Origin of the sequence: Janthinobacterium sp. Mn2066 (assembly GCF_049319705.1) — a bacterium.
GTDB lineage: Bacteria > Pseudomonadota > Gammaproteobacteria > Burkholderiales > Burkholderiaceae_D > Janthinobacterium.
The window spans coordinates 82,357-100,346 of sequence record NZ_JBMOUF010000008.1 but is presented as its reverse complement, the minus strand read 5'-3'; the positions used below and the strand labels follow the sequence as shown (position 1 = coordinate 100,346).

General features: G+C 62.0%; 20 protein-coding genes. 12 read left to right on the top strand and 8 right to left on the bottom strand.

Going from position 1 to position 17,990, the window contains the following annotated elements; all coding sequences use genetic code 11:
* Positions 1 to 4 precede the first annotated feature (4 nt).
* Entirely contained in the window at positions 5 to 1,018 is a 1,014-nt protein-coding gene (locus tag ACL9RI_RS16685; protein WP_422727637.1) for an ABC transporter substrate-binding protein, read from the bottom strand.
* Between the two features lie 388 nt (positions 1,019 to 1,406).
* Positions 1,407 to 1,688 (bottom strand): hypothetical protein, encoded by a 282-nt coding sequence (locus tag ACL9RI_RS16680; protein WP_422727636.1) that lies wholly within the window; start codon positions 1,686 to 1,688, stop codon positions 1,407 to 1,409.
* 487 nt (positions 1,689 to 2,175) lie between these two features.
* Between ACL9RI_RS16680 and ACL9RI_RS16675 the strand changes: the two genes are divergently transcribed.
* Positions 2,176 to 2,676 (top strand): winged helix-turn-helix domain-containing protein, encoded by a 501-nt coding sequence (locus ACL9RI_RS16675; RefSeq protein WP_260174087.1) that lies wholly within the window; start codon positions 2,176 to 2,178, stop codon positions 2,674 to 2,676.
* Positions 2,677 to 2,941: 265 nt separating this feature from the next.
* The gene (locus ACL9RI_RS16670) at positions 2,942 to 3,814 is read left to right on the top strand and encodes a zinc-dependent peptidase (protein ID WP_422727635.1); all 873 of its coding nucleotides are present in this window, start codon (positions 2,942 to 2,944) and stop codon (positions 3,812 to 3,814) included.
* A 2-nt stretch (positions 3,815 to 3,816) separates the two neighbouring features.
* Here ACL9RI_RS16670 and ACL9RI_RS16665 read toward each other — a convergent pair whose 3' ends face one another.
* On the bottom strand, positions 3,817 to 4,509 hold the full coding sequence (locus tag ACL9RI_RS16665; RefSeq protein WP_422727634.1) for a LytR/AlgR family response regulator transcription factor: 693 nt from the start codon (positions 4,507 to 4,509) through the stop codon (positions 3,817 to 3,819).
* Entirely contained in the window at positions 4,506 to 6,146 is a 1,641-nt protein-coding gene (locus ACL9RI_RS16660) for a histidine kinase (RefSeq protein WP_422727633.1), read from the bottom strand. Before ACL9RI_RS16660 ends, ACL9RI_RS16665 begins: the two co-directional genes overlap by 4 nt.
* 148 nt (positions 6,147 to 6,294) lie before the next feature.
* On the opposite strand from ACL9RI_RS16660, the gene ACL9RI_RS16655 reads away from it, so the two are divergent.
* The 8 genes from ACL9RI_RS16655 to ACL9RI_RS16620 all read left to right on the top strand — a co-directional run bounded on the left by ACL9RI_RS16655 (position 6,295) and on the right by ACL9RI_RS16620 (position 13,740).
* Positions 6,295 to 8,379, top strand: a complete 2,085-nt coding sequence (locus ACL9RI_RS16655) for a serine hydrolase (RefSeq protein ID WP_422727632.1) — start codon at positions 6,295 to 6,297, stop codon at positions 8,377 to 8,379.
* Positions 8,380 to 8,482: 103 nt separating this feature from the next.
* Positions 8,483 to 9,361, top strand: a complete 879-nt coding sequence (locus ACL9RI_RS16650; protein WP_422727631.1) for a lysostaphin resistance A-like protein — start codon at positions 8,483 to 8,485, stop codon at positions 9,359 to 9,361.
* A gap of 134 nt (positions 9,362 to 9,495) precedes the next feature.
* Positions 9,496 to 10,326 (top strand): ABC transporter substrate-binding protein, encoded by an 831-nt coding sequence (locus tag ACL9RI_RS16645; RefSeq protein WP_422727630.1) that lies wholly within the window; start codon positions 9,496 to 9,498, stop codon positions 10,324 to 10,326.
* A gap of 73 nt (positions 10,327 to 10,399) precedes the next feature.
* Positions 10,400 to 11,083 (top strand): amino acid ABC transporter permease, encoded by a 684-nt coding sequence (locus ACL9RI_RS16640; RefSeq protein WP_422727629.1) that lies wholly within the window; start codon positions 10,400 to 10,402, stop codon positions 11,081 to 11,083.
* The gene (locus tag ACL9RI_RS16635) at positions 11,083 to 11,775 is read left to right on the top strand and encodes an amino acid ABC transporter permease (RefSeq protein ID WP_422727628.1); all 693 of its coding nucleotides are present in this window, start codon (positions 11,083 to 11,085) and stop codon (positions 11,773 to 11,775) included. The genes ACL9RI_RS16640 and ACL9RI_RS16635 overlap by 1 nt, the downstream gene beginning before the upstream one ends.
* On the top strand, positions 11,772 to 12,521 hold the full coding sequence (locus tag ACL9RI_RS16630) for an amino acid ABC transporter ATP-binding protein (RefSeq protein ID WP_422727627.1): 750 nt from the start codon (positions 11,772 to 11,774) through the stop codon (positions 12,519 to 12,521). The genes ACL9RI_RS16635 and ACL9RI_RS16630 overlap by 4 nt, the downstream gene beginning before the upstream one ends.
* A 100-nt stretch (positions 12,522 to 12,621) precedes the next feature.
* The gene (locus ACL9RI_RS16625) at positions 12,622 to 13,179 is read left to right on the top strand and encodes a hypothetical protein (RefSeq protein WP_422727626.1); all 558 of its coding nucleotides are present in this window, start codon (positions 12,622 to 12,624) and stop codon (positions 13,177 to 13,179) included.
* Between the two features lie 189 nt (positions 13,180 to 13,368).
* The gene (locus tag ACL9RI_RS16620; RefSeq protein ID WP_422727625.1) at positions 13,369 to 13,740 is read left to right on the top strand and encodes a hypothetical protein; all 372 of its coding nucleotides are present in this window, start codon (positions 13,369 to 13,371) and stop codon (positions 13,738 to 13,740) included.
* Between the two features lie 12 nt (positions 13,741 to 13,752).
* On the opposite strand, the gene ACL9RI_RS16615 is transcribed toward ACL9RI_RS16620, so the two are convergent.
* Entirely contained in the window at positions 13,753 to 14,619 is an 867-nt protein-coding gene (locus ACL9RI_RS16615; RefSeq protein ID WP_422727624.1) for a universal stress protein, read from the bottom strand.
* A 170-nt stretch (positions 14,620 to 14,789) separates the two neighbouring features.
* Here ACL9RI_RS16615 and phbB point away from each other — a divergent pair, with 170 nt between their 5' ends.
* Positions 14,790 to 15,548: an acetoacetyl-CoA reductase gene (gene phbB / locus ACL9RI_RS16610; protein WP_422727623.1), complete on the top strand. Its 759-nt coding sequence runs from the start codon at positions 14,790 to 14,792 to the stop codon at positions 15,546 to 15,548.
* Between the two features lie 222 nt (positions 15,549 to 15,770).
* On the opposite strand, the gene ACL9RI_RS16605 is transcribed toward phbB, so the two are convergent.
* Positions 15,771 to 16,145, bottom strand: coding sequence for a winged helix-turn-helix transcriptional regulator (locus tag ACL9RI_RS16605; RefSeq protein ID WP_422727622.1), 375 nt, complete (start codon positions 16,143 to 16,145; stop codon positions 15,771 to 15,773).
* Positions 16,146 to 16,243: 98 nt separating this feature from the next.
* Here ACL9RI_RS16605 and ACL9RI_RS16600 point away from each other — a divergent pair, with 98 nt between their 5' ends.
* Entirely contained in the window at positions 16,244 to 16,963 is a 720-nt protein-coding gene (locus tag ACL9RI_RS16600; RefSeq protein WP_422727621.1) for an SDR family NAD(P)-dependent oxidoreductase, read from the top strand.
* 15 nt (positions 16,964 to 16,978) lie between these two features.
* On the opposite strand, the gene ACL9RI_RS16595 is transcribed toward ACL9RI_RS16600, so the two are convergent.
* Positions 16,979 to 17,431 (bottom strand): TraR/DksA family transcriptional regulator, encoded by a 453-nt coding sequence (locus ACL9RI_RS16595; RefSeq protein WP_422727620.1) that lies wholly within the window; start codon positions 17,429 to 17,431, stop codon positions 16,979 to 16,981.
* Between the two features lie 78 nt (positions 17,432 to 17,509).
* Positions 17,510 to 17,938, bottom strand: coding sequence for a VOC family protein (locus ACL9RI_RS16590; RefSeq protein ID WP_422727619.1), 429 nt, complete (start codon positions 17,936 to 17,938; stop codon positions 17,510 to 17,512).
* Between the last annotated feature and the right edge of the window lie 52 nt (positions 17,939 to 17,990).

Here is a 17,990-nt window from a genome sequence, read left to right as displayed (position 1 = left end):
CCCCTTAGCGTGCTACGTAGGACTTCTTGGCTTTTTCCAGCAGGTCCAGCTTGACCCAGTCCTTGGCGGCAGGCGGTTTGGCCATGCGGCCCACGCCGAACTGCACCATGTAATCGGTGGTCAGCTGCACGTGGCTTTGCGAGATATCTTCCGTGAAGATGGCGTTGTCGATGGCGTCGCGGTAATCCTCGGAGGTGATCTGGTTCTTGAACATCGATTCACGCACGTATTTTTCCGCCAGTTTCGGGTCGGCCAGGAAAGCGCGCGTGGCGGCCACGAAGCAATCCATGAAGCGTTGCGCCACGGCAGGTTTTTCCTTGTACATTTTTTCCGTCATCACCAGCGCGCGCACCGGTTCGCCCAGCGGGGTGTCATACGGCTTCATGATCTGCGTGCCGTATTTCTTGTGGATCGCCTGCGTCGAATAAGGCTCGGACTGGCTCATGGCGTCGATTTCCTTGGTCAGCAGGGCCTGGTTCAGGTCCGGGTAGCCCATGTACAGGATCTGCACGTCCTTGCCCTTCTTGTCGGACCAGGTCAGCTTGGCCTTGGCCAGTTCCGCGAACAGCAGGATTTCCTGCGGGCCGCCGCGCGTGACGCCGACTTTTTTCCCTTTCAGATCGGCGATGCCCTTGATGTTCAGGTCGGGGCGGCCGACGATTTGCACGCCGCCCTTGGCGAAGCCGCCCACCAGGTACACGGGCAAGCCGGTGGCGCGGCCCGTGATCGCCGCTTCCAGCGCGCTGGCCGAGACGTCGATCTCGCCGGCGATCATGGCTGGCACGATGTCGAGGCCCTTGGCGAACACGCGCTCTTCGATCTTCAAGTCATATTGCGGGGCGATTTCCTTCATGTAGGCGACGGCGCCGTAATGGGCGAATTTCAGGTTGCCCAAGCGCACCAGATCGGCGGCGTGGGCCGACAGCGGGAACTGGGCCGCCAGGGCGACCGCCACGGCCAGGGCCTTGGTGTTCAGGAAGGACGAGATACGGAAGGTGCGAACAGATTTGCTGATCATGCGATTGTCTCCAAAGATAGATGTTTTTATTCTGCTTGTTGCAACTACGTGCGGCTGCTCTGATGGCGGCGCTGAGAATGTAAAAGCATCTTCCGTGCCAGTGGACTGTATTTTGGAGTTTATTGCAAGTAATTGTTTCTAAAGGTTTAATTTTTATCCATAAAAATCTGTGGCTGCGCGGTTTCTGCTTTCCCGCACGCTACCGCTGCTGCGCGTCTGGAATCCCGCACAGGCCTGCTACTGCGCTGTATCACGCAGCAGGGCTGAACCAAGTTGGCGCGCAAGCACTCCAAGTAAAAAAACGCGCTATGGCAGCTGACACTGCGATAGCGCGCAAATCCCCCAACGACAACACGGATATGGCCAGACGGGAGCCAGGTTCTGGAACTTATTTGGACGGCGTGGCGGGCGGCTCCGTGCCAGGTGCGCCGGCTGGCGGTACGGCAGGCGCCGTGGCCGGATCGGTCAGCGGCGCCGCAGGCGGAGCGTTCGGATCGGAAGAGGGCGCGGGCGCTGGCTGCGTGGTGGCTGGCGTGGCAGGGGCCATTGCCGGTGGCGCTGCTTCCGGCAGCGGCGCATCGGCTGGCTTCTTGCAGGCGCTCAAGGCCAGGCTGACGGTAATCAAGGCTGCGGCAGACAGCATGACGGGGGCTTTTTTCAGGATGGTCATGATGGTTCCTTTGCTTGGTGAATGAAAATGAATGAAAACATGAATAAAAAGATCAACGAAGACATGAATGAAAGCGCTCGGCTTAAATTTATGGCAATGCCCGTGCCGCCTCTGTTCGCCATCTCACCTTGTGCGTGCTATCGGACCGGGAATATGTAAGCTGTTGTAAAAAATACCGAGATGCAATATTTCTCTCTTCCAACCACGAATCTTCATCCTAATGTTCGATAACGCACAGACCAACACCATTCACGCAGGCATTCTTTAGTCAGACGCCTAGGAATTGTGGCTTTCTGGCAAAGAAATTGCCAAGAATTTAATAATTCGGGCTACCGGCAATCGTTTAAAAAGGAGTGTTCAAATGCATGCAATGACTCAGTCTCACGTGAAGAGCGAAATGAAGGCAGCGCACCAGGAACTTCGTGGCCCTGAAAAAGGTCCCCAAATGGCAATGGTCGAGCGTGCGGCTCCGATTCCCCCGGAGCGCATGAACCCAATTTCCATGGCGCCGATCGAACGCGTGCGTTCGACGTCCGCCACCTTGCGCCGCATCGAAAACATGCAAAAGCTGATCGCCGAATTGTCGCTGCACGAGATGCTGGCTGATGAAATCGCCTGGTTCCTCAAGTTTTCGCCATCGGGCGCCCGCAAATACATCCGCGACCTGCGCGAAGCGGGCGTGATCGAACTGGCCCGCTATATCGAAGGGACGGCCACTTATCTGGGCAAGGCCGTATATCAGCTGACGCCGGATCCGGAACGCGTGAAAGCTTTCCTGGCTGCCATCGTGCAACCGAAACGCGAAGGCGCGCCACCGCGCAAGGACCGTCCGGGCCTGCGCGAGCAAAGCATGGCAGGCAGCGGCCGCCACTTCCATATCCTGGCCGATGACACGCATTACGCCATCCGCGTCAACCGCGGCCCGGTGATGCGCGATCCGCTGGTGGCAGCGCTATTCGGTGCGCCACAACAAAAAGCCGCTGAATAGTAAACACCTGACCAAACCGACTGCGCGTCGGTTTGGTCAGGCGTTGTGACTGTGTAATTAATAAAGCCGGGTTTTAGCCCGGCTTTTGGTGTTTTAGAAACATACGAGGGCATCTCGTAATTGCTGATTGAAAAGATATCAAGCAGCCCCATCTGGATTGGACTGCCTGCCCGTACCGGCGCGGGCCCACTCGAAGGAGTCTGTCCTTGCCTGCCTACCTCGCCTGCGCCCCTTTTGCTTCCGCTGTCCTGAAACGGGTATCGACATGAACCCGCTGCTGTGGATCGCCCTGGTCATCGCCGCCATCGTGCTTGCGCTGTGGTTTCCAGGCTGGCGCCTGAAACGGGCGCTGGCCAAACCGTTGCCGGCGGAAGGCCTGGCTGTTCTGGAGCGCAATATTCCCGTCTACCGGCGCATGCCGGCGTTGTTGCAGCAGCAATTGCAGCGGCTGGTGGTGCAGTTTCTGTATCAAAAGAAATTCGTCGGCTGCGGCGGCCTGGAAGTCACGGACGAGATGCGCTACACCATTGCCGGCCAGGCTTGCCTGCTGTTGCTGAACCGCCAGACCCAGGTCTATCCGCAGCTCGCCACCATCCTGGTCTACCCGACCGAATTTGTGGTCACGCGCAATGAAGTGGGGCCGGGCGGCGTGGTGACGCCGGCGGTCAATGGCTTGCTCGGTGAATCGTGGGGCGATGGCCGGGTGGTATTGTCCTGGGACCATGTGCAGCGCGGCGCGGCCGACTGGACCGATGGCCACAATGTGGTGCTGCATGAATTTGCGCACCAGCTCGACAGCGAATCGGGCGCCCCCAACGGCGCGCCATACTTGCCGAATGTCTCGAGCTACCGCAGCTGGGCCACGGTGCTGTCGCGCGATTTCGCCAATTTGCGCCATGACGCCATTTATCAGCAGCAAAGCGTGATGGACCATTACGGCGCCACCAATCCTGCCGAATTCTTTGCCGTGGCGACCGAAACCTTCTTTGAAAAGCCGTACCAGATGGCCGAACATCACGCAGAGCTGTACATGGAGTTTCTCAAGTATTACAAGGTGGACCCGCGCGAGTGGATGTCGCCGCCGAGCGAACCCGAGCACATGGCCTCGCCCTTCCCCAATTACGCGCCGCACTGGTAGCTTTAGCCCAGCAGCCTTTGTTTCAATAGCGCATAGTTGCTGCGCGACACAGGAATACCGCTGCTGGTCTGCGTGTCCAGCGCGTACTTGCCGCCCGCGGCGATATGCAGGCGCTGGAAAAACAGGCTGTTGACGAGGTAGGAGCGGTGCACGCGCAAGAAATGCGGCGGCAGCAGGGTCATGAGCTTTTCGATCGGCAAGTCGTGGAAACATTGTTCGCCACTACGCAGCACGATATTGCTGTAATGGCCGTCGGCCTGCACATGGTCGATCTCGGCGATGGCGATCCATTCCAGCGCGCCCCGCTTTTTTACTGCCAGCGAAAGTTGCGGTGGCCCGCTGAGATCCGTATAGCGCTGCAAGGCTTGCTGCAGGCGCTCGCGGCTGAAGGGCTTGGCGACGAAATCGAGCACGCCCAGGTCAAACGCGGTGATCGAGCGCTCCGCATGGGCCGAAACGATAATCGTCCGGAAGCGGCGTTTATCCACCAGCCGCAGCAAGTCGTAGCCATCGGCGCCATGCAGGTTCAAGTCCAGGAGCAATAAATCACAGGGGCCGGACTGCAGCTCGGCCAGCGCCTGTTCCAGGTCGTCATGTTGCGCCAGGTGCGTCAGGCGCGCGCCGAAAAACGCGCGCACCTCGCGCTCCAGGCGCTGCGCGATCAGCGGTTCATCTTCCAGTATCACGATCTTCATGACGCCGCCGGCAAGGTGAGTGTCAGCTGCCTGCCGCCTGGCTGCAGCGTGATGTCGTAGCGGGCGTGCCTGCCAAACACGGCTTGCAGGCTGGAACGGATATACCGCTCCCCGATGCCGCTGCCCGCATGGGGCCGCGATTCACCGGCCGGCAGCAGCAGGCGCAGGATATCCGTGTGGCCATTCCTTTCGATTTCTAGCCGGAAAGTGGCTCCCTGCCGGTAGCGGTGATGGCTGAAGGCGTTTTCCAGTGCCGTCAGCAGGGTGGCGGGCGGCACGATGATGGCACTGGTGTCGCCTTCCGTTTCCAGGATGCATGGCTGCTGCAAGCGCGTGCTCATGATGGCCAGGTAGTTATGGCACAGGGCCAGTTCCTGCGCCAGGGCGATGCTGGGCTGCTGCGCGTAGTCGTTGAGCATGCGGAAACCGGCGCCCAGTGCGACGATGAAGTCTTCTGCCGCCTGCGGCGATTGCGCATTCAATTCGCTGATCAGGCTCAGGGAATTCATCAGGAAATGCGGTTGCAGGCTCTTGCGCAGGAGCTGGTTTTCCAGCTGGCTGGCGCGCGCCGCCTTTTGCCGGTCGCGCATCAGTTGCGACAGCAATTGAAAGCACAGGGGCAGCAGCAGGAAGCAGACCACCAGCGCAAAGCCGCCTTCGGCAAAACCGTTACCGGCCAGCTGGTACATGGCGCACGAAACCAGCGCAATCGCGGTGCCGGCCCGGCTGCCCGGCAAGCGGCGCCACAGGGCGGCCAGGTTCAGAAACAGGCTGAGCATCAATCCCGTGACAAACATCGACCTGCACTGGTTGTCGAAATGGGCCGGCAGCGCGCCGGCCACGGCGACGCCAGCCAGTATCAGGGCAGCGGCCAGCAGCCAGTGGCGGCGATGATAGGCGCAGAAAAAGTACAGCGGCAGCAGCGCGGCGAACAGCCAGGTCAGCAGATTGATGGCATGCAGGCGCACGCTGTGCAGCGGATAGGCGTAGCCAGCCAGGCTGCGCCAGGTTTCCGCCACCAGCAACAGGCTCGCTGCCAGGCACAGCGCCGTAAACACAACCCAATGCAAGCGCCGCTGATACAGCAGGTTCAAGGCGAAAAATAGCAGGCTGACGCTGGCCAGCGCGCCGGCCAGCAGCAACGGCAGCAGAGTGCGCCAGGCTTGCGCCGCCTGATACGCTTGCTGGTCTTGCAGGAAGACGCCATAAAACGGCGCATCCAGGCGGGCCGGCACCTGCTGCGTCGATAGCAGCAGCCGCAAGTGGTGCGTGCCCTGGGCCAGTTGCGCGGGCGCCAGGGGCACGACCAGATCGATCTGGCCGGCGATTTCACCGGCGGCTTGCGCGGCAGGCTGGCCATTGCCGGCGATCTGCAGGCCATCGAGCCACAAGGTGCTGGCTGCCAGCGCCGACAGCACCAGCACTTGCGGCGATTGCGGCGTGGCGGGGAGGACCAGCTCGCGTTCCAGGCACAACAGTTGTTGCCGCTTGAGCAGGTTGTGCAGCGATGCCGTGGCGGAAGGCGGGGCGCCGCAACTGCGCCAGCCATCGTCCAGCGCCATGGCCGGACTGCGTGCCATGGCGGGGCTGGCCAGGGCCAGGCAGCACAGCAGCAGGCAAGTGAGGAGGGATGACAAGGAGGGCATGCCGGGCATTGTAGCGGTTAGCGACCAGCCTGCCGTGCCATTCATGTAAGCTGGGTGCATTTCGTGCAATGCTGTCCAAAAAGAGAAGAAATATGCTTACCATCGTCGTCAACAAACGCTCACTACGGAATGATTGACGATGCCTAGCTGGAAAAAATATGGATTCACTGCCGCGCTATTTTTCTTTTTCCCCCAGGCCCAGGCGGCGGCGCCTGATACTGCCCTCGCTGCGCGGCTGGCGGCCTTCGATGGCTGGGTCGGCAGCCGCATGGCCATGGAGCGCATGCCCGGCATGACCATCGGCTTTACGCGCGGCGATGTGGAATGGGTAAAGGGTTACGGTTATGCCGACCTGGAGAACGGCGTGCCGATGACGGCCGTCTCCAGTTATCGCCTGGCGTCGGTCACCAAGCCGATGACGGCGGCTGCGATTTTGCAGCTGGTCGAGCAGGGCAAGGTCGATCTCGATGCGCCCGTGCAAACCTATGTGCCGTATTTTCCCGTGAAACCGTTTCCCGTTACGGTGAGACTGCTGCTGGGCCACCTGGCCGGCATCGACGCCTACCGCGACCGCAAGCTGGAGCAGCATTTCAAGGAACATAAAACCACGCGCGAGTCGATTGCCGTGTTCGAGCATTTCGACCTGATCGCCGAACCCGGCACGCGTTACCGCTACACCAGCTATGGCTACAATCTGCTGGGCGCCGTCATCGAGAACGTTTCGGGCGAACGTTATGGCGATTACATGCAGCGCCACGTGTGGGGCCCGCTGGGCATGGCGGCCACCATCATGGATGATCCTGCAGCCGTGATCGCGCACCGGGTGCGCGGCTACGGGCTGGTCGGCAAGGAAGTGAAAAATTCGGAATTCGTCGATGTCAGCAGTCGCTTTTCGGCCGGCGGCACGCGCTCGACCGTGCCCGACATGCTGGCTTTCGGCAAGGGCATCCTGGGCGGCAAGGTGCTGTCGCCGGCCAGCCTGGCGCTGATGCAGGAATCGATGGTCACGCGCGCAGGGCGCTTGAGCGACTACGGCATGGGCTGGGAGGTTTATCCGACGGGCGGGCGTTATGTAATGTCGCACAGTGGCCAGCAGCCGGAAACAGCCACCTATCTGTTCAGTTTTCCGTCGCGCCAGCTGACGATTGCGGTGGCGTCCAACCTGGAAAGAGTCAATACGGCGGCGTTTGCCGAGCGTCTGTTCGAGGTGGTCACGGGCGAGCCGTGGCAACTCAAACCCTATATCGCCCAGGCCAACGCGCAGCCCTATGCACAGCTGGCCAGGGTCTTGTTCGAAGAGGGCCGCGCCCAGCTGGAAAAAACGGGCCAGCCTTATGCCAGCGAGGCGGCAACGCAGGCCTTCGAGCAGATCAACCGCCAGGCACTGAAGCAGGATGACGCCAAAGCAGCCAGCCTGTTCATTGCAGCGGGCCGCCATCCGGCAGGCGGACGCGTCTTGCTGACAGCGGGATCGAGCATGGCCGCCCGGCTGCGGCAAGCGGGTTTTGACCTGGATCAATACGCCCATGGCGGCCCGCTGGCCTTTGTGCGCGACTATATTGTGCTGTCGCAAGCGGCGCCGGCCGGGAGCATGCCCCGCTTCGAGCTGTCCTTCGAGCAAGCCATGCTGAAGCTGGGCGCCAGCTGGGACCGCACCGGCGCGGTGGCCTGGCCTGAGCAGGCCAGTTCGGTGGCGCAACTCAGCCAGCAGCTGGAAACGGCTTTCCGGGGCCAGCTGGCCTATCCCGACTTCATGACCGAAATCAATGAATTGGCGCAGGCGTCAAGCGGGCGCGGCGATAGCGCTGAGGCCCTGGCGGCAGGAGGGCTGGCGGTGGCGCTGTATCCGCTCAGCGACCGCGCGCAAGCCTTGCACGGCATACTGTTGATGCGTGCAGGCGATAGCGTCGCCAGCATGGCTGCGCTGCGCCTGGCGCTGGCCCGCGATCCGCAGGGCGCCGCCAGCGCCACGGCCCTGAATAATGCCGCCTATCGTCTGAAGGCCGGTGGTGCGGTGGCTGCGGGCACGGCCCTGTTGCAGGCGGCGATCCAGTTGCATCCGCGCGACGCCAATCTGCACGACACCCTCGGCAGCTTTTATGTTGAACAGCGCCTCCCGGCACAGGCGGTGCAGGCGTATCGGCAAGCCTTGCGGCTGGACCCGGACTACCCGGGAGCGGATGGCGCCAGGGAGGTGATCAGCCGCCTGGCCGAAACACATTGAATTGCCGGTGCGTCATTTTGGTTGCAATGGAAACGATTGCATCTGTCATATTGTCGTAAGTCATTTATAGTGGTGGCCGCTTCTTCATTTGACAGGGCTTTCCATGTTGATTACTTACGGCCTGCTGGGTCTGGCCATCTTGTCCGTCTGGTTCCCTGATGTGCGCCTGGGATCATCGCTGCGGCTCCCCGCCTGGGGCGTGTTATTGCTGGCGGCCATCGCCAGCGGCCTTGCCAGCGGCATCCTGGCGCCGCTGGCGCTGCCGTCCATCGCCGTGTTCATCGCGCTTGCCGTGTCGGCGCAGCGTAGCGGCCGCAGGCCGGAAGCGAAATGGCTGGGCCGCTTGCTGCTGCTGTTGACCATGCTGGCCGCCCTGGCGCTGGCCATGCACCTCTTGCCGGGTTTCCATAATCCGCGCATCATCGACAAGCTGGTCCTGTCGCCTGGCGGCGCGCCGTACACCCAGTACCTGAATTTCGACAAGGGCCTGGCCGGGCTGGTCTTGCTGGCCCTGTTTTGCACCCGCGCGCAGGATGGGCCGCAATTCGTGTTAGCCATGCAGCGGGCCGTGCCGGTGATGGCCGTCACGCTGATCGTGGTGGTGGGCGCCGCGCTGGCGATCGGCTTTGTGAAGCCGGATGTCAAATTCCCGGACATCACCTTGCAATTCCTGCTGGTCAATCTGCTGTTCACCTGCGTTGCCGAAGAAGCTTTTTTCCGTGGCTTGCTGCAAGGGCGCATGGCCGCCTTCCTGGCTGACACCCGCAGCGGCGAGATGGTGGCGGTGCTGGTCGCCAGCGTGCTGTTCGGACTCACGCATGCGGCCGGTGGCTGGCGCGTGGTGTTGCTGGCGACCCTGGCTGGCCTCGGTTACGGTTTTGCCTATCGCCAGACCAAAAGAATCGAGGCGGCCATCGCCACTCACTTCATCGTCAACGCGGTGCAGTTCCTGGTGTTGACCTATCCCTACCTGCGTGGCTGACGGCAGGGCGCGCTCGCCGGGAAAAGCGGCAAGCCTTATAAGTTTTTTGCATAAGCAACGGTGAAAAGATTCCTTTTTGGAAATAAGACGGACAGGGTTTAATGACGGCATCTTTCAGCCATCACAGGACTTCCATGCAGACCCGTCTTCACCTTGCCGCGCTCGTTCTTACCACTGTTGCCTTTGTCCAGGTAGCGCAAGCGGACCAGCTGGCCACGATCAAGGCCAAGGGCGAACTGGTCTGCGGTACCCTGGGCACGGATGAGCCAAACAGCTTTATCGACGCCAAGTCGCGCCAGCTGGTCGGTTATGAAGTGGACCTGTGCCGCGCGATAGCCAAGAGCCTGGGCGTGAAACCGGTGATCAAGCAGCTGGCCGTGGCCGCCCGCATTCCTGAATTGCAGCAAGGCCGCATCGATATCCTGACGGCGTCCCTGACGCATAACAAGGAACGCGAAAGCCTGATCGATTTCTCGCTGTCCACGTTTTATACGGGCCAGCGCGTGCTGGTGAAAAAGAGCAGCAATATCACCAGCGTGGCTGGCCTGGCCGGCAAAAAGGTGCTGACCGTCAAGGGCGGCACGCAGGAACCGAATATCCGCAAGGCCGTGCCGGGCGTGGACGTGGTGACGTTCGAGACGGCGGGCCAGGCTTACCTGGGCTTGCAGCAAGGCAAGGGCGCCGGCTATGTCGACGATGAAGTGTCCTTGCTGAATAACTACGCCAAGCTGGGCGCCGCGCAAAAAGATTACCTTGTGCTGCCGCAAAATATCAGCACGGAAGTGTTTGCCTTCGGCATCCGCAAGGGCGAAAAAGGCTTGAAGGCGGCCGTCGACGATACCTTGCGCAGCCTGGAAAAGTCGGGCGAAGCGGAACAATTGTTCTTCAAATGGTATGGCCCGACCAGCAACGTCAAATTCCAGAAACGCACCTTCAAGTTTGATTCCGACAAGATCGAATCCTGATTCCCTGCATCTGCTTTTTTAAGCAAATCTGCGGCGCGGCCTGACCGGCGGCCGCACCACCGTTGTCATCTCCATGCTTCAATTCGATCTGCATCTCTTGCTGTCCGGCGACTACCACGACTGGTTGCTCTCCGGACTGCTGCTTTCCCTCCAATTGATGGGCATCACCCTGCTGCTGTCCTTGCCCCTGGCGTGCGGCGTGGCCATGCTGCGCCTGGCGCCGTCGCGCTTCCTGAACGCCGTGGGTGCGGCGTACGTCGAACTGATCCGTAACGTGCCCTTGCTCGCGCATTTCCTGTTCTGGTATTTCGGCGCGCCCGAATTGCTGCCGCAACAATGGAAGGAGCGTCTGTATGCGGGCAATATCGAGGCCATCAGCGCCATCGTCGCCCTGACCCTGTACACGGCCGCCTACATGGCGGAAGACATCCGCAGCGGCATCCGCGCCATTCCTGCCCAGCAATTCGAAGCGGGTCGGGCGCTGGGCTTGAGTTTCTTGCAAACCATGCGTTTGTGCATCTTGCCGCAAGCCTTGCGCCTGTCCCTGCCGCCGCTGCTGTCGCAAACCCTGAACCTGTGGCAAAACACCAGCATCGCCACCGTGATCGGCGTGGCCGAGCTGATGTACCAGACGCAGCGCGTGGAAACGGCGTCGTTCCGCAGCGTGGAAGCGTTTGCGTTTGCCAGCGTGGCGTATCTGACCGTTTCCCTGCTGATCTCGGGCCTGGCGGCCTTGCTGCAAAGGAGGGCTGCCTGATGCTGGAAGTGCTACAAGATTATTGGCTGTATTTCCTGGTCGGCCGCTACCCGGAAGGGCCGCTGGGCGGCCTGGCGCTGACGGTGCTGCTGGCGGGACTGGCGCTGGTGCTGAGCTTGCCTTTAGGCTTGCTGCTGGGCCTGGCGCGCATCAGTCCCTGGCGCGCCCTGCGCTGGCCGGTCACTGCGCTGATCCACGTGGTGCGCGGCATTCCCTTGCTGCTGGTCATCTTTTGGGCTTACTTTTTCCTGCCGAATTTGACGGGCCATGAAAGCGGGCAATTTACCACCATGCTGGTGGCGCTGGTCATCTTCGATGGCATTTATCTGGCGGAAATCGTGCGGGCCGGCGTGCAAGCCGTGCCCAGGGGGCAGCTGGAAGCGGCCCGGTCGCTGGGCTTGCCGTACCTGTCCGCCATGCGCACGGTGATCCTGCCGCAGGCGCTGCGCCATATGCTGCCCTCGCTGGTGAACCAGTTCGTCTCGACCATCAAGGAAACTTCGCTCGGCTACATCATCGGCCTGGCCGAAGTATCGTTCGTCGCGTCGCAAGTCAATGGCCTGGTGCTGACCAAGCCGGTGCAAGTGTATTTCTTGCTGGGCTTGACCTACTTCATTCTTTGTTTCAGCCTGTCGCGCGCCGCCTTCTGGCTCGAGCGGCGCCAGGCCCGCGTTTTGAAAGCCGCCGCATGATCACCTTTGACAACGTCAATAAATACTATGGCCATTACCACGCCTTGAACGGCATCAGCGAACATGTGTCGAAAGGCGAAGTGCTGGTGGTGTGCGGCCCGTCCGGCTCGGGCAAGTCGACCCTGATCCGCACCATCAACCGGCTCGAACCGATCGCTTCCGGCCATATCACGGTGGCGGGCCAGGATATCCATGCGCCGGGGCTCGATGTGAACGCCTTCCGTTCGCATATCGGCTTTGTCTTCCAGCAATTTAACCTGTTCCCGCATTTATCGGTGCTGGCCAATTGCGCGCTGGCGCCGCAGCGGCTGCGCGGCTTGTCGAAGCACGAAGCGGAAGAGCGCGCGCTGGCCTTGCTGGACCGCGTGGGCCTGGCCCACAAGGCGCACGCCATGCCGGCCGCCTTGTCCGGCGGCCAGCAGCAGCGGGTGGCGATTGCCCGTGCGCTGGCCATGCAGCCGCCGCTGATGCTGTTCGATGAGCCGACCAGCGCGCTGGACCCGGAAATGGTGGGCGAAGTGCTGCAAGTGATGCGCGACCTGGCGCATGGCGGCATGACCATGGTGTGCGTCACGCATGAAATGGGTTTCGCGCGCGAGGTGGCCGACCGGGTCTGGTTCATGGACCACGGGCAAGTACTGGAGCGCGGTTCGCCCGAGGCTTTCTTTGGCAGCCCACAGCATCCGCGCGCGCAGCAATTCCTGTCCGATATCCGCAGCCCCTTCACGGCGTCTGCTGCCGCCTGATTTTCTCTGCTGCGTGCGCAAGCGAACGGTCAATGCCGTCCGCCAGGCGCACGCTGGCACGGTGGCGCATGGCGCGCCGGCAAGCCATAGGAGGGAGATCATGTCACGCATTATTGCAGGTCATTTTCAGTTGCAGGATGAGGTCGCCGCTGCACGCGTAGCGTTGAAGCAGGCGGGCTTTCCCGACAGCCGCATCAGTTCCTTTTTTGTCAACCAGCCTGGCCAGCACGATGTACACGCGCTGGGCGGCGACCGCGATGCTTCGCCGGGCGCGAAGGAAACCCCGGAAGGCATCGCCGAAGGCGTGGCGGTCGGCGCGGCGGTGGGCGCCGGCATCGGCGCCGCCACCACCCTGGCGACGGGACCGCTGGGCCCGGTGGTGGTCGGCGCGCTGGTGGGCGGCCACGTCGGTTCACTCTACAGTTTCAATAAAATGAAGGATGCGGGCGAGTCTGAAAAAAACGGTGAAAACCGCCGGCAGCCGCGTCATCCCGGCATGCTGATCGCCGTGGCGCTCAGCGGCCTGTATGAGCGCGAACGGGCGCTCGAAGCGCTGCACCGGCTGGGCGCCCAGCATATCGAAGAGGCCGAGGGCACGATCGCCAATGGCGACTGGCATGATTTCGATCCGCTCAGCATCCCCGTGCTGGTGGCTTGAGTGGCATAAAAAACGCTGCCGGCACCAAAAATGCCGCACTGCACGAAATTTAGGTATTATCCTTGTCAGTATCCAGTCTTTATTACCGGTAATGCCGATAGGGATGGTTTCCGTGCTGGCAGCACAGCACCAGCGTGACTGTCCATCGAATGCCTCGCATGCTAATGAGTATGGATAGGAGGGCGCGTCATGACACAGGCATGGTTCATTCTTACGCGGGCCGACGGGCGCGACATCTGTGCGCCGTCGCCGACCCAGCTGGCCGATGCGCTGGCCGAGGTGTACGGCAAACCTGGCAAGCCCGCCGCCACGGCAGACGGTGGTCCGGCCGCCGTATTGTTGCGTTTTGGCTACGACGATGGCTTGATGTACCAGGTCGAGGTCGCTAGCGGAGGCGAAGTCACTTTCGAGGAATGGTCGGACCGCGATTGCGAAATCGCCCTGGCCAGCCCACGCCGCATGTCGGCCCTGAAGCAGGCCGATGCGCTGCAGCTGTGGCAGTGGCTGGCGCAGCGCCAGGTAGCCAAGATCCGCAATTTGCCCTGGCAGTCGGAAGGCTAGAGCGACTGTCGCTTAATGCGCCATCAGCACGGGAATCGTCATGCTGTGCAGCACGGTGCGCGTCACGCCGCCCAGTATCGTTTCGCGCAAACGCGAATGTCCGTAGGCTCCCATCACCAGCAAATCGGCCGACAGGTCGGCCGCCTGCGACAGCAGCGCGTCGCCGATATCGCCGCGCCGCGTGCCGCCGCCGTCGAGCAGCAGCAGTTTGGCTTCCACGCCATGCCGCGACAGATATTCCAGCAGTTCCGCACCGGGCTGTTCGCCATGCTCGGCCGCATGCAGTTTGGCGTCGAAGACGGCCACGTGCACCTGTTCTGCCCGCTGCAGCAGGGGCAGGGCGGCGCTGACGGCACGGCTCGCTTCCTTGCTGGCATTCCACGAAATGAGTACAGTGCGGGCCGCCGCCGGGGGCGCCAATGCCGGCTGTGCCTGGGCATACGGCACGATCAGCACGGGCCGGCCCGCATGCAGCAGCACATACGCAGGGAAGTCGCGCATCACGGACGGCGATTTGTCTTGCGCATGGTATTGGCTGATCACCACCAGGTCCGCATAGCGGGCCAGCAGGCTGATGCCGCCTGCGGCCTCGTCATCGACCACGCGCTGCTCGAACGACGTCACGCCTGCCGCGCGCACTTGTTGCTCGACCCCATCCAGCGCGCGCCGGGCCCGCTCGCGCAGGAAGTCCAGGTGCAGCGCCAGGTTGGGGTCGGCATCGAGCTCGGACTGGTTCTGGTACAGCAGGCGCGAGACGCCCGTCAGCGAGACGCCCGTCAGGTGGCCGCCGCAGGCCTGCGTGATGCTGGCGGCGACGGCGATGCGGGCATCGCGGCTGGCGCTATCGTCGATGTGGAGCAGCACGGTTTTATACGTCATGGCCAGCCCTTCTTGTGTGGAGATAGTGTCCATTCTGGCACAGGAGGCTTGCTCGCCTGCGCACGAATGCAGCAGGCTCGGCACTTGATATTGCGCAAGGCAGCGGAGAAAAACTGCTCCTACACTTGATTCCTCGCAGAAAAAACAATCAAAGACGGGGAGACAGGGACATGAATCAGAATACGCAACAAAAAAAAGTGGCATTGGTGACCGGTGGCATGGGTGGCCTGGGCACGGCCTTGTGCCGCCGCCTGCACGGCGCCGGTTTTGCCGTGGTGGCCGTGCACTCGCCTGGCAACCAGCGCGTTGGCGCCTGGCTGGAAGCACAGCAGCACGACAAGTATTATTTTCATGCGCTGGAAGCCGACGTGGCCGACTTCGCTTCGTGTGCGGCGGCCGTGGGGCGGGTGCTGGAGCAGTTTGGCCGCATCGATGTGCTGGTCAATAATGCCGGCATCACGCGCGACCAGAGCATGCGCAAGATGGAGTTGTCGCACTGGGCCGACGTGATGCGCACCAACCTCGACAGCCTGTTCAACATGAGCAAGCAGGTGCTGGAACCGATGCTGCTCAAGCGCTGGGGCCGCATCATCAATATCTCGTCCGTGAATGGCCAGAAGGGGGCGTTTGGCCAATGCAATTATGCGGCAGCCAAGGCGGGCGTGCATGGTTTCAGCAAGGCACTGGCGCTGGAAGTGGCGCGCCACGGCATCACCGTCAACACCGTCTCGCCCGGCTACCTGCGCACGCCGATGGTCACTGCCGTGCCGGCCGACATTATGGAAAGCAAGATATTGCCGCAGATTCCGCTGGGCCGCCTGGGCGAACCCGATGAAGTGGCGGCGCTGGTGGCGTATCTTGCGTCGGACGAGGCGGCCTTCGTGACGGGCGCGAATATCGCCATCAATGGCGGGCAGCACATGAGCTGACCGGTGCAAGGCCAGGCGTAAAGAGCAACGGCAGTGGAGGAGACCCGGCCACCGAGCCAGCACGCAGAGGCTGGCAGGTGGCTGGACAGCAGCAAGGCAGCAACAGTGATACAGGCGGAAAACAAGGGGCAGGACAGCAATGTCTTGCCCCTTGCTGTTTTTTCCGCGCCATGTCGGCATGCGCGGCACAGCCTCGCTGTGTTGGCCCGGCCTGCAGATGATTTACTTTCCGTTCAGCGCGGCATCGAAATCGTGGCGGGCGCTCTCGATACGCTGGAGATTGTCCAGCACCCAGGTGCCGAGTGCCTTCACCGGCACCAGCATGTCCCGCCCCAGGCCGGTCAGCGCATACTCGACGCTGGGCGGCTTGGTGGGATACACGGTTCGCGTGACGAAGCCGTCGCGCTCCAGTCCCCGCAGCGTGGCGGCCAGCATCTTGTGCGAGATGGCGCCGATGGCCCGGCGCAGCTCACTGAAGCGCTGCGGCCCGGTGTCGAGCTGGATCACCACCAGCACCGTCCATTTATCGCCGACACGGGCCAGCGCATCGGTCACGCGGTGGCAATCCTCGGTTTCAATCAGGTAACCTTGTGTCAAAAAAGTGCCTCCTTGGCATAGTCTGGTTTCCAATATACAGTAGGTAACCAAAGGAGATCATTCTATCTCCTTACCTGTCCAGGAGCGATGCAAACATGATGAAACAAGTTGTCCTGATTACGGGAGGCACGGCCGGCATAGGCTTGGGCCTGGCCGAAGCTTGCATGCGGCGGGGGGATGAAGTGGTTGTCTGCGGCCGCTCAGAACTTGCGCTGGAGCACTTTGCGCGTACGTATCCGCATGCCCTGGCGATCCGGGCGGACGTGACCGACCGTGCGGCGCGCAGCGCCATGCTGCATCGGATCGCCGAGCGCTACGGCCGGCTTGACGTCTTGATCAGCAATGCCGGCACTTTCGTCGAACGCAACTTCAGCACGGCACTCGATGTCACGCAAGACCTGGAGCAGGAGGTTGCGCTCAATCTCACCGCGCCGATCGCGTTGACGGGCGAGGTGCTGCACCGCTGGCCCGCCCTGCAAGCCATCGTCTTTGTGACGTCAGGCTACGCCCTGGTTTCGCCGACGCGTGCGCCGACCTATGGCGCCGTCAAGGCCGGCTTGCACGGTTTCGCCGAAGGACTGCGCCGGCAGCTTGCCCCCAAGGGGACACATGTGCTTGAGCTGATCCCTCCCATGGTCGATACGCGGATGAATGCCAATGTGACTGGAAAGAAATTGTCCACCGCCGAGGTGGCGGCCGTCACGCTCAAGGCGCTCGAACGGCGCCAGCCGATGGCGTTGCCGGGCCAGACCAGGTGGTTACCGATGCTGTTACGCATCGCGCCGGACACGATCAAGCGCATGGTCGCCGCAAGCTGAGCAGCGATGCGCGGTTTATCGGCCGCCCTTGTCCGCGCGCTTTTCCAGCCGCGTCTGGCAATCGATGCACAGGCGCGCTTCGGGGTGGGCGTTCAGCCGCGACGGGCCGATCGCTTCGCCGCAGTTGTCGCACAGGCCGTAGCTGCCATCGGCAAACCTGGCCAGCGCGTATTTGATGATGGCCAGCTGCGCGACGTGATGTTCGGCCGCTTCGCTGACGAGGGCGTTCAGGGTGCGCACGCTGGCGTTGTCGGCCGGCGAGGTTTCGACCTCGCCGAGCAGCATGCCATGCTCGTCCGCTTCGGCGTTTTCATGGTCGATTTGAGCCAGCAAGGCCTGCTTGCGCTGTTCCAGCACGCCCTGCAAGCGGTCAAGTTGCGCCTGGCTTAATCCTTGCCCAGATCCTTGCGGTAACTCTTTCTGCAGTGCATCCATGGCCAGCTCGCGTGTCGAAGTGTCACTCTCCATGGTAGTCCATGCGCGCCATCTCTGCTTGTGCTGGCGCCCGCGCCGCGTTTGAGGCGGCGCAGGTGCGGGTGGGCCGTTTTATGCTGCGCTGTCCGGTGTTTTCAGGCAGTTGATCATCCAGGCCACGCCGAATTGGTCCTTCAGCATGCCAAAGCGGTGCGCCCAGAAGGTTTCCTGCAAAGGCATATGGATGTTGCCGTCATGCGCCAGCGCGGCAAACGCGCGCTCCGCCTGGTCCGGCTGGTCCACGCTCAGGCAGACGGAGCAGCCAGACATTTCCTTGGCGCCATCTTCGCGGCAGCCGCCATCGGACCCCATCAGCGTGGTGGCGCCCAGTTGCAGCGAGCCGTGCATGATCTTGTCGTACCAGTCTTGCTGGACTTGATCTTGCCCGGGACTGCCGCGGAACGGCATCAGGCACAGGTTTTCGCCTTGCAGATGCTGGCGGTAATATTCCAGTGCTTGCGCGCAATTGCCATTGAATTGTAGATACGGTTCGATACGCATGATGGGTCTCCTGGTCGTCCCGCCGGCATGATTGCCGTGCGATGCATGATCG